Origin of the sequence: Desulfosporosinus sp. OT (genome assembly GCF_000224515.1) — a bacterium.
GTDB lineage: Bacteria > Bacillota > Desulfitobacteriia > Desulfitobacteriales > Desulfitobacteriaceae > Desulfosporosinus.
Window position 1 is genome coordinate 36,218 of sequence record NZ_AGAF01000161.1, and the last position, 10,555, is coordinate 46,772.

General features: G+C 44.9%; 13 protein-coding genes. All 13 read right to left on the minus strand.

Translation table 11 applies throughout. From position 1 onward, the window contains the following. Positions 1 to 148: 148 nt before the first annotated feature. The 13 genes from DOT_RS14660 to hrcA all read right to left on the minus strand — a co-directional run bounded on the left by DOT_RS14660 (position 149) and on the right by hrcA (position 10,294). Positions 149 to 427 (minus strand): YabP/YqfC family sporulation protein, encoded by a 279-nt coding sequence (locus DOT_RS14660; protein WP_009620266.1) that lies wholly within the window; start codon positions 425 to 427, stop codon positions 149 to 151. 138 nt (positions 428 to 565) lie between these two features. Further along, on the minus strand, positions 566 to 1,018 hold the full coding sequence (locus DOT_RS14665; RefSeq protein ID WP_009620267.1) for a GatB/YqeY domain-containing protein: 453 nt from the start codon (positions 1,016 to 1,018) through the stop codon (positions 566 to 568). 13 nt (positions 1,019 to 1,031) lie between these two features. Next, a complete protein-coding gene (rpsU, locus tag DOT_RS14670; protein WP_009620268.1) occupies positions 1,032 to 1,208 on the minus strand; it encodes a 30S ribosomal protein S21 in 177 nt (58 codons plus the stop codon). Between the two features lie 122 nt (positions 1,209 to 1,330). Beyond that, a complete protein-coding gene (locus DOT_RS14675; RefSeq protein WP_009620269.1) occupies positions 1,331 to 1,675 on the minus strand; it encodes a histidine triad nucleotide-binding protein in 345 nt (114 codons plus the stop codon). Positions 1,676 to 1,760: 85 nt separating this feature from the next. Then, complete coding sequence (mtaB, locus tag DOT_RS14680; RefSeq protein WP_050809889.1) at positions 1,761 to 3,092, minus strand: tRNA (N(6)-L-threonylcarbamoyladenosine(37)-C(2))-methylthiotransferase MtaB; 1,332 nt, start codon at positions 3,090 to 3,092, stop codon at positions 1,761 to 1,763. 82 nt (positions 3,093 to 3,174) lie between these two features. Beyond that, positions 3,175 to 3,396, minus strand: coding sequence for a hypothetical protein (locus DOT_RS14685; protein ID WP_009620271.1), 222 nt, complete (start codon positions 3,394 to 3,396; stop codon positions 3,175 to 3,177). 16 nt (positions 3,397 to 3,412) lie between these two features. After that, positions 3,413 to 3,619, minus strand: a complete 207-nt coding sequence (locus tag DOT_RS30515) for a hypothetical protein (RefSeq protein ID WP_157998464.1) — start codon at positions 3,617 to 3,619, stop codon at positions 3,413 to 3,415. Beyond that, complete coding sequence (locus DOT_RS14690) at positions 3,603 to 4,340, minus strand: 16S rRNA (uracil(1498)-N(3))-methyltransferase (protein WP_009620272.1); 738 nt, start codon at positions 4,338 to 4,340, stop codon at positions 3,603 to 3,605. The genes DOT_RS30515 and DOT_RS14690 overlap by 17 nt, the downstream gene beginning before the upstream one ends. Then, entirely contained in the window at positions 4,327 to 5,268 is a 942-nt protein-coding gene (gene prmA / locus DOT_RS14695) for a 50S ribosomal protein L11 methyltransferase (RefSeq protein ID WP_009620273.1), read from the minus strand. The genes DOT_RS14690 and prmA overlap by 14 nt, the downstream gene beginning before the upstream one ends. A gap of 15 nt (positions 5,269 to 5,283) precedes the next feature. After that, a complete protein-coding gene (gene dnaJ, locus DOT_RS14700; protein ID WP_040412299.1) occupies positions 5,284 to 6,393 on the minus strand; it encodes a molecular chaperone DnaJ in 1,110 nt (369 codons plus the stop codon). A 329-nt stretch (positions 6,394 to 6,722) separates the two neighbouring features. Further along, positions 6,723 to 8,558 carry a molecular chaperone DnaK gene (dnaK, locus tag DOT_RS14705; RefSeq protein ID WP_009620275.1) on the minus strand — a complete coding sequence of 612 codons (1,836 nt, stop codon included), beginning with the start codon at positions 8,556 to 8,558 and terminating at the stop codon, positions 6,723 to 6,725. A gap of 23 nt (positions 8,559 to 8,581) precedes the next feature. Next, the gene (grpE, locus tag DOT_RS14710) at positions 8,582 to 9,184 is read right to left on the minus strand and encodes a nucleotide exchange factor GrpE (protein ID WP_009620276.1); all 603 of its coding nucleotides are present in this window, start codon (positions 9,182 to 9,184) and stop codon (positions 8,582 to 8,584) included. A gap of 69 nt (positions 9,185 to 9,253) precedes the next feature. Beyond that, a complete protein-coding gene (hrcA, locus tag DOT_RS14715) occupies positions 9,254 to 10,294 on the minus strand; it encodes a heat-inducible transcriptional repressor HrcA (RefSeq protein WP_009620277.1) in 1,041 nt (346 codons plus the stop codon). Between the last annotated feature and the right edge of the window lie 261 nt (positions 10,295 to 10,555).

The window sequence follows — 10,555 nt, forward strand, 5'->3', positions numbered from 1 at the left end:
TTATCATCCTTCCAATTGTGCCGCATCAGCAGCATGAGTGTTCATATCATCGCCTTGCTCCTGACCTTCAGGCGCCAATTGTCCTAGTTGCACTGATAACGCTGGCCAATACTCGAACAAGGATGCTCATCGTTAGAACCCGGTCAGCCTATACTTTCTGACTGATAAATGATAAAGAAAAGATCTCCCCTTCAATCCGTAGTTCTGTGGATAATAAAACCTTCAGCACTAACCCCTTTCCCTGAAAACACACATCCCCCTCCGTTGTTTCCAAACGAATTTCTTCCTCAGTGAAGGTAATAATGCTAATATAATTTTCAACCAAAACCTGTTGTCGCCCAGTTATCGTAATTTTCGGACCTTCGCCCACCACATCCGCTGGAAAATCCAAAACGTCTCCGACGTTCCTTTTTAACTTTTTGAACATAAAAATTGACTCCTCCCCTCTGTATGCAATTTTATGAGGGGAAGAGCCAGAATAGTCCAAGCCTTTAATTAAATTGTTTTTTTACAGCAAAAAACCCAGTTGTATTCCTCAACTGGGTTTTTCTTTAAAACTAATGGGTTATGCCCCGAGAATCTCCCGTACAACTTGATTAACAAGTTTGCCATCTGCACGGCCTTTCGTCTTAGGTGATAGTGCACCCATAACTTTCCCGAGGTCTTTGGGGCCTTGAGCCCCTACTATGCCGATTGTTTCTTGAACAAGCTGACGAATTTCCCCTTCGGAAAGCTGTTGAGGAAGGTAATCCATTAGAACGACCATTTCCTCTTCCAGAGCCTTAACCATTTCGGGGCGATCCGCTTTTTTGAACTCTTCAAGCGAATCTCGACGCTGTTTCATTTCACGTGCTAATACTTCGATGACTTGATCATCGTTAAATTCAATTTTCTTGTCAATCTCAGCATTCTTTATGGCAGCCCTGGCCATTCGGATGACGGAAAGTCTAACCTTCCCCTCCTCTTTGGCCTTCATGGCAACCTTCATATCCTCAACGAGGCGATCTTTCAGGGTCAATTCGAGACACTCCTTACTTGAACTTGCGTTTACGTGCAGCTTCAGATTTTTTCTTTCTCTTCACACTTGGTTTCTCATATGCCTCATGTTTACGAGCCTCTGCACTAACCCCTGCCTTTTGACAAGTACGCTTGAACCGGCGGAGTGCGGCATCAAGGGATTCGTTTTTACCAACTTTGACTTCACTCATTGTCTTATCCCTCCCTCCACTGGATCATCACAATTATACCTTTACTATTATACTGGATGAAGTTGGTTGAGTCAAGTTGACTTTAAAGCCATAACAGACTGCCCGTTTGACTTTCGTCCCAATCACCCAATCTTTGCGTTAAGAGCCTGACCCCCAAGCAAATGAAAATGAAGGTGTCCGACAACTTGGCCTCCGTCAGTTCCCGTATTCGTTACTACCCTATAACCAGACTCTGCAACCCCAAACTCACTTGCCAAGCGACGGATCACACCTAACAGATGACCCATTAATGCTTCATATTCAGACGTGACATCATTAAGACTACGCAAATGGCTCTTTGGAATAACGACCAAGTGCACGGGAGCCAGCGGCTGAATATCTTTAAAAGCGATTATCTCATCATCTTCATAGACGATTTCACTGGGAATTTCCCGTCGGGCAATTTTACAAAAAATACAATCAGACATAGGCATTTTTATTTCCTCCCTTATCTTATTCGACACAACGCTTTTTATTACCAAGCATTTTAGTCAATTTTTTACACTTTTACCATCAAATCAAGAGATGACCCTCTTCTAAAATAACCGTAACAAGCTGCCGCGCAACCCAAACCTGTCCATCGTCACGAGGAGGTATTTTAACCTGAATATAATGTGGCGTATGCCCTAGGGCACAACCTTTTGGATCAATCCATTCAATCAACACTTCCACAGGCTTTCCAACAAAACCACGAACAAATGCTTCTTGACTAACGCGAGCAACCGCCATGAGATCCTTAACCCGTTGTTCTTTTAGCTTCTTCGAAACTTGATCCGGATAGTCTGCCGCAGGCGTTCCTTTTCGTTTCGAATAGGGAAACACATGAATTGCGGAAAAACCACAAGATTTCACAAACTCTAAAGTAGAAGCATGATCCTCCTCTGTTTCCCCTGGAAAGCCGACAATGATATCCGTTGTGACAGCCAGATCCGGTATCTGATGATGTAGTTTTTCAAGCAAATCTCGATATTCATGCAACGAATAGGGACGCCGCATACGGGCTAACACCTGATCACTTCCGCTCTGAAGAGGCATATGTACATGAGGACAAACCTTATGTGACGAAGCAATGCTTTCAATCAGCTCAGGCGTATATTCCATCGGTTCAATCGAACTTAAGCGCAAACGATGCAGTCCAGGAATTTTGACCAACTCCCGTACCAAACGAGCTAAATTCCATTCTGCCCCTAAATCCTGTCCATAATACCCAGTATGAATACCAGTCAAGACAATCTCCGGATAACCCGCCTCAACCAACCGTCGAGCCTCAGCTATTGCATTTTCTGGCAAACGACTGCGTAATGGGCCACGTGCATAAGGAATAATACAGTAAGTACAGAACTGATTACATCCTTCTTGAATCTTGAGAAACACTCGGGTCCGATGCTCCTCGCTAAGTTGAGGAAGCTCTTCAAATTCCTCCGCTTCCCAAATCCCGCGCACAGCATTCAAAGGTTTACGCTCAGCTTTAACTCGTTCAATCCAATCTAAGACCTGCATCCGATCCTGCGTTCCCAGCACCAGATCAACGCCTTCAATATTCAGAACCTCTCCCGGCTCCGTTTGCGCGTAACAGCCCATAACCACAACAACGCTCCCAGGATGCGCCTTAATCATACGACGAATAACCTGACGGGATTTACTATCTCCTGTATTCGTCACTGTACAAGTATTTACAACGACAACATCCGCCTCTTCCGAGGACTCAACCACCTGATACTTCGCCTCCCGAAAAAGTTGGGCCATCGCTTCGCTCTCAGTTTGATTTACTTTACAGCCCAGGGTAACGAAACATACTCGTGGTTTGATGTTAGTAGTTCGTGGTTCGAATATCGGACTTTGCATATCCGATGTAGCCGGGTGCGTTCTAACCTGCTCACCCTTTAAAGGCATATATAATCCACCCTTTTTCAAAACAACTAACAGGTCAGTCCTTTAAAAGCGTTTCCACCTTCAACAAAACTTCCTGCATTATAATCTCAGGTACTTTATAAACCAATTGTGCTGATTGACTTAACCAATCCAGATTTTTAATTTGATCTGCTAAAATAACACCCTCAACTGGGAGCCCTACCGGTAATTTTACCTCAAATGGATAACCCTTAACTTTACCAAAAACGAATACTCGACCATCTCCAAAGCAAGACAAACGTCTCTCCCCGTCCCTAGCCCGGGACGCAGTATGACACAAGCGCGACGTCTCTACGTAAGCAGCCCAGCAAACTTCCGCTCAAGCGACCGACCCGAGACACGGGGCAGCGCACAAGGACGTGCGCTGCCGCTCCCCAGAGCCAGGAGCCTGAACGGTTAGTTTGCTCTGCGTCGTAGGCACCGAGCGCTGTGCATACAAGTCCTCTAGCCGAGATCCCCATAATGAGCTAAAACCATCGTCAGGGCAGCCAGAGCAGCAGTCTCTGTCCGCAAAATTCGAGGTCCCAACGAAACGCTCTGGGCCCCAAGCTTTTCTTGGGCCAAAGCCACCTCAGCCTCATCAAAACCACCCTCAGGGCCAATAAGTATGGCAATAGGACGTTCACTGTCTAGCGTATCAAGCACAGAAGCTAAACGCTGAGTCTTCTCTTCTTCATAAGGAATAAGCCACTGGGTGTCCAGTGGTAAATTCTCCTTCAGATCCTTCCAATCGCTGACTTCTAATATTTGTGGTTCTTGAACCCTATGCGACTGTTTCGCTGCTTCTGAAGCAATCTTTTGCCAACGAACGACCCGCTCGTGTGCTTTACTTCCCTCCAAATGCATGACAGACCGTTTGGCTCGCAAGGGAACGAGCCCTACCATGCCTAGCTCAGTCCCTTTTTGAATCACCCATTCCATTTTTTCACCTTTAGACAGTCCTGCTACAATATAAACGGAGGTATGAGCCTCTACATCGGGATGATCCGTACTGAGAATTCCACAAGTTACACTTTTGTCCTCAATCTTAAGAATGACAGCGGTATACTCCATCCCGGTATTATCAAATCCGACAATCACATCTCCTGGAGAAAGCCGCAGCACCTTAACAAGGTGATCGCGTTCCGAATCACGCAACCAAAAGGCTTCTTTTCCAAGTTCTGTAATCTTAAACCGATTCATTATTTGCCCACCTCGCCCGAAATAAAATCCAACCGGAATCTTCAACACGTTCTAGTATTTCGAATCCAGCTTCCTTTAATCCATCTTCCACGTCAATGGCGCGATGTTCAATAATGCCCGAAGCCAAAAATTCACCCTTTGGGTGCAATATACGTTTTAAATCCGGGAGTAGCATTAAAATAACATCAGCAATAATATTGGCAATCACTATATCAGCCTGCCCCTTGAGTACAGTCCCTAAATCTCCACGCAAAACTTTAACCTGGTCACTCACACGATTTAGGTCGACATTTTCCTGAGCCACCTTTACCGCCACAGCATCAAGATCCACGGCATCCACTTTAGCGCCAAGTTTAGCTGCCGCAATCGCGAGAATTCCAGACCCAGTCCCTAGGTCGAAGACAATTTGGCCAGGCTTTACTATCTTTTCCAATTCTTCTAAACACAGCGTCGTTGTAGCATGAGTCCCTGTACCAAAAGCCATGCCAGGATCAAGTTCCAAAACAATGTCTCCTGCCAGCGGCTCTACCTGCTCCCACGTTGGCTTAATCAGAATTTTTTTCCCAATACGGATTGGCTTGAAATAGGCCTTCCAAGCTGTTGCCCAATCTTCCTCTTTTAACGAGATGCCTTTGGCTTGAACAACCCAGTGCGGAAAGCGTTGTATCAGTTCACGAATTCCTAAATCTATCGACTCAAGCTTGTCCGTTAGTTCTGCATCTTCCGGAAAGTAACCTTTAACCACAGACGTTCCGGTGAATTCTACTTCTCCAAAATCATGGTAATCCCACTTCCCAGATTCCACATAACTCCGTAAAAGTTCTGGGTCTTCCACACTGACACCGGGACACCCTAACTGATAAAAAAGATCGGCAACAGTTTCTTCTCCCTCAGTTGAAACTGTTACCGCCACTTCACGCCAATCCATACATTATGCTCCTTTTTACCCCATCGCATCGCGGAGGTTTTCTTTGAACTTCTCAAACAAGGATTTCTTACCCATTTGTTGATGATCCGGAGTTGCTTCCCCGAATTCACGTAAGAGTTGTTTTTGTTTATCGTTTAGCTTGGTCGGTGTTGTTAATATAACCCGAACATGCTGGTCACCACGACCACTGCCTCGGCGATGCGGCACGCCATGCCCTTTAAGCCGAAAAACGGTGGATGTTTGCGTCCCTTCGGGAACTTTCATCTTAACCACACCATCTAAGGTCGGAACATCGACTTCCGCGCCCAAGGCCGCTTGGATAAAGGTGATAGGTACTTCACAGTAAATGTCATTTCCATCACGTTCAAAGAATTTATGCCGTTTAACCTGTAAAACAATATAAAGGTCTCCCGGAGGCCCTCCCTTAGCACCAGATTCACCGTCTCCACTGAGCCTTAGGTTTAAACCATCCTCTGAACCTTGCGGAACACTAATCTTAATTGTTCGAACCTTGCGGACTTTCCCTTGTCCACTGCACGTCGAACACGGACTACTAACAGTACGCCCTTCCCCATGACACGTTGGACACGTGCGAGCCGTTTGAATCTGACCAAAAGGCGTGCGTTGAGTCACTTTAACTTGCCCGCTGCCATGACACTGAGAACACGTCGTCGGATGAGTTCCAGGTGCTGCCCCAGAACCTTGACAATCTGTACAAGTTTCGTCCCGTGGAATCTGGATTTCTTTTTCGACGCCAAACACCGCTTCTTCAAAGGTCAAGGGCATGGCATACCGCAGATCAGCGCCCCGTTGAGGGCCACCGCGCCGTTGTCCACCGCCGCCGCCAAAAAACATATCAAAAATGTCACCGAAGCCTCCAGCATCTCCAAATCCTTGATTAGGATCTGTTCCTGCATGACCAAATTGGTCATAACGCGCTCTTTTCTCCGGATCACTTAAAACATCATACGCATCAGCAGCTTCTTTAAACTTTTCTTCCGCCGCCTTATCTCCTGGATTCACATCTGGATGATATTGACGAGCTAACGTCCTATAAGCTTTTTTAATTTCTTGTTCACTGGCTGATCGCTCGACACCCAGCACCTCATAATTATCGCGTTTCATGTTTTCCTCCATCACTCCTACTTGTCCAACCACTCTAACATTTTAAAGTCCTCTAGTATTATATGATCCTTCGACTCCAAGTTCAAGGAAATCTCCAATATTAAGGAATTTTATGTATCTGTCAAAAAACTCAAATAAAGCGGGGCACAAAGGCTTTAAACCTTTGCACCCTCAAAACTTATCTCTAATACACATCCTCGCCGCACCTAGACAGGAGAATGAAACTTAAAACCAATCCATCAAGCAAAATCGTGTCCATCGTGCTTAAATTTCGAGGTACCCGCTCGTCAGCGGTTCAGCTGCGACGGAACAGGATTCGAGATATACCTTTACTTATCCTTTTCTACCTCAGTGAATTCAGCATCCACGACATCGTCGTCTTTCTTAACCTCTTCCGCTCCGGCTTGGCCTCCAGCGTTCGGGTCTTGAGCAGCTTGTTGTTGGTACATTTTTTCGATGTAAGGATGGAGCACCTTGTTCAGCGCCTCCATTTTCGCATTAATCTCTTCAATGTTTTCAGCGGTAGATGCTGTCTTTACATCTTCTAATGCTTTTTTGATACTGTCAACTTCAGCTGCATCACCCTTGCCTTCGAAGTCTTTCAAAGTTTTCTCTGTTTGATAAACAATCGAATCCGCTTGATTCCTAGCATCAATCAGCTCTCTTAGTTTCTTGTCTTCTTCAGCATGAGCTTCAGCATCTTGTTTCATTTTTTCAATATCGTCTTTGGATAGACCTGTAGAAGAGGTAATTGTCACTTTTTGTTCATTTCCTGTGGCCACATCTTTTGCGGAAACATGGACAATACCATTGGCATCAATATCGAATTTTACCTCAATTTGGGGAATGCCGCGTGGTGCGGGAGGAATTCCTGTGAGTTGGAAACGTCCAAGCGTCTTATTATAACTCGCCATTTCACGCTCACCTTGGAGAACATGAATGTCGACGGATGTTTGATTATCTGCAGCCGTTGAGAACGTCTGAGATTTAGTGGTAGGGATAGTAGAGTTGCGATCGATGATCCGGGTAAATACTCCACCAAGGGTTTCAATACCCAAGGAAAGCGGGGTAACATCCAGCAAGATCATATCCTTTACTTCACCACTGAGTACGCCACCTTGAATCGCTGCACCCATGGCAACTACTTCATCCGGGTTAACTCCTTTGTGAGGGTCTTTTCCGCTTAATTTCCGGATAGCTTCAACGACGGCAGGAATACGGGTCGATCCGCCGACTAGAATGATTTGGTCAATTTTATCCCAAGAAAGTTTGGCATCTTCAATTGCTTGGCGTGTAGGTCCAATGGTTGATTCTACCAAATCTGAGGTAATGTCTTCAAATTTGGCCCGAGAAATATTCATATCCAAATGTTGTGGTCCTTGCTCTGTCATGGTAATAAATGGAAGATTTACATTTGAGTTCGTAACACCGGAAAGTTCAATCTTAGCTTTTTCCGCTGCTTCTTTTAAACGTTGCAGGGCAACGCGGTCCTTCGAGAGGTCCGCACCATTACTTTTCTTGTATTCAGCCACCATATAGTCAATCAGACGTTGATCGAAATCGTCGCCGCCCAAATGGTTATTACCACTCGTAGCTTTCACTTCAACCATGCCTTGGCTTAATTCAAGGATCGAAACATCAAAGGTACCGCCCCCTAAGTCAAAGACCAAAACTGTTGAATCATCTTTTTTGTCGAGACCATAGGCAAGGGCTGCAGCCGTGGGCTCATTAATAATACGAAGTACTTCAAGTCCGGAAATTGCTCCGGCGTCCTTAGTGGCTTGACGCTGAGCGTCCGTGAAATAGGCTGGAACCGTAATAACTGCTTGGGTAACCGGTTGACCAATGTAGGCCTCGGCATCTGTTTTAAGTTTTTGGAGAACCATCGCTGAAATTTCTTGGGGGCTATAGGACTTATCGTCAATTTTAACTTTATAGTCACTACCCATATGACGTTTAATAGAAATGACTGTTTTATCAGGATTAGAAACAGATTGACGTTTGGCAACCTGACCGACTAACCGCTCACCAGTTTTTGAAAAACCTACTACCGATGGAGTTGTTCGGTTTCCTTCCGCATTTGGGATGACAACCGCTTCCCCGCCTTCCATAACGGATACGCAAGAGTTTGTTGTACCTAAGTCAATACCAATAATTTTTCCCATTATAATCTTCCTCCTTAAATTAACTAGTTAGAAACTTTAACCATACAAGGACGCAAAACTTTTTCTTTAAGGTAATACCCTTTTTGTAGTTCTTCTACGACAGTATTTTCAGGATGTTCTTCGGAAGCCACCCTGAGCACCGCTTCATGAAGGTTTGGATCAAAAGGTTGGCCCACGGCTTCCATCGCTTTTAGGCCCTCCTTGCTGAGCGCAGTTTGCAATTGGCGGAAGATCATATCCACTCCCTGCGAAAAAGCTGTAATGTCTGGATTGACTTTGGCCGCATTGGCTGCCCGTTCAAAATTGTCCAGAATAGGAAGTAGATCCCCCACAATGCGTTCGGATGCATAATTAATAAGATCGACTTTTTCCTTTTGGGTCCGTTTTCGATAATTATCGAAATCTGCCTGCAAGCGCAGCAAATGGTCATAATGCTCTTCTGCTTTAGCTTTGGCCTGAGCAAGCTCCGCTTCTAGCGTCAGAATTTTCTCTGGGAGAGTCATATCATTGTCATCCATGCTTTCTTCTAGGATGGATCTTTCGGGATCACCCTCTGTATCCTCCCTCTGATCCTTGTTAATCCTCGGTTCCTGGTCTTTGAGAGCTTCTTCTCTCCGTTGTGCCATCCACAATCACCTCTCGTACTTAAATAGAAATATCTATATTAGAATGAGCTATAAAGCCCAATCAACGCGTTAATATCCCCGGGGTTTTCCCCTTGCCAAAACTTCCGCTAAGCTACGTGTCATAAAGTCTACAATCGCAATTACTTTGGCGTAGTCCATACGAGTCGGTCCCAGTACCCCCACTGCCCCAATGGTTAGTCCATTCACTTTATAAGTTGCAGATATTACGCTACAATCTCGGAATTCTTTCAATGTATTTTCTCCACCAATGGTAACGTTTAATCCCTCATGATGAGGATGCAGCAGTTTTTTCAAAGGCTCATTTTCTTCAAACACTTTGAATAAGGTCTTAACTTTACCTAAATCTCGAAATTCAGGCTGATTTAGCATATTGAGAGTTCCGCCCAGATAAATGCGTTCCTCTTCCTCGTTATCGCTCAAAATTTCCCTTAACATATCCATAGTATTGTCAATCAATTGCCTCTGCCTGGACAATTCACCATAGATCTCATGCAGCAAACTACGTTTGACTTGACCTAAAGAATACCCACGCATCTTTTGGTTGAAAACCCCAGCGACATGTTGGAGATCCTCAACCGTAATATTTTCTCCAACATCGATAATATGGTTTTCAATAGCACCGTTTTCCTTAACAATTACCATAATAACCTGACCCGGCTGATAAGGCAGAAAATGCATCTTGCCAAACGTGCTTTTTCCTTTTTGCGGCCCGAGCACAAGGCTCGTTAAGTTGGTAAGTTCAGACAACAATCTGCTGGTATGGGAAATAACCTCTTGAATCTCATGGATTCTTTTCGTACTTTCCCGCTCAATCGTCTCCTTCTCCTCTTCACTAAGCACTTGCGGATCCATCAAACAATCCACAAAATATCGATACCCCGCATCCGAAGGAATTCGCCCCGCAGAAGTATACGGCTGTTCGATGAAGCCTAAATCTTCTAAATCAGCCATCTCATTACGAATCGTCGCAGGAGATACACCCAGATCAAATTTACGTGCAATCGTTCGCGAACCAATCGGTTCAGCAGTAGCAATATAATCCAGAACAATCGCCCGAAGTATCTTGCGTTTCCGTTCATCCATTTGCATACATGCCTCCCCATCCTTCCTAAGATTGCACTCTAGCCTAAGTATCTCACACTCAAACTCGCTTGTTGATTTTTCTTGTTAGCACTCTCCCTCGATGAGTGCTAACAGCTGATGTCTTCACATTACCACTCTATTTTAGCTTTGTCAAGAATCATTTCAGATAAAATAATTTAAAGTTTTATGTAGGATATAAGTACGCTCATATAACGCGTATAGGCACGGCTGAAGTTGATAAAAGATGCCAGAAAGCTAGCAAACCGA

Coding starts and splice junctions, on each gene's coding strand:
- DOT_RS14660 (WP_009620266.1), bottom strand. CDS start 427: ATGTTCAAAAAGTTAAAAAGGAACGTCGGAGACGTTTTGGATTTTCCA.
- rpsU (WP_009620268.1), bottom strand. CDS start 1,208: ATGAGTGAAGTCAAAGTTGGTAAAAACGAATCCCTTGATGCCGCACTC.
- DOT_RS14675 (WP_009620269.1), bottom strand. CDS start 1,675: ATGTCTGATTGTATTTTTTGTAAAATTGCCCGACGGGAAATTCCCAGT.
- mtaB (WP_050809889.1), bottom strand. CDS start 3,092: ATGCAAAGTCCGATATTCGAACCACGAACTACTAACATCAAACCACGA.
- DOT_RS30515 (WP_157998464.1), bottom strand. CDS start 3,619: ATGGGGATCTCGGCTAGAGGACTTGTATGCACAGCGCTCGGTGCCTAC.
- DOT_RS14690 (WP_009620272.1), bottom strand. CDS start 4,340: ATGAATCGGTTTAAGATTACAGAACTTGGAAAAGAAGCCTTTTGGTTG.
- prmA (WP_009620273.1), bottom strand. CDS start 5,268: ATGGATTGGCGTGAAGTGGCGGTAACAGTTTCAACTGAGGGAGAAGAA.
- dnaJ (WP_040412299.1), bottom strand. CDS start 6,393: ATGAAACGCGATAATTATGAGGTGCTGGGTGTCGAGCGATCAGCCAGT.
- dnaK (WP_009620275.1), bottom strand. CDS start 8,558: ATGGGAAAAATTATTGGTATTGACTTAGGTACAACAAACTCTTGCGTA.
- grpE (WP_009620276.1), bottom strand. CDS start 9,184: ATGGCACAACGGAGAGAAGAAGCTCTCAAAGACCAGGAACCGAGGATT.
- hrcA (WP_009620277.1), bottom strand. CDS start 10,294: ATGCAAATGGATGAACGGAAACGCAAGATACTTCGGGCGATTGTTCTG.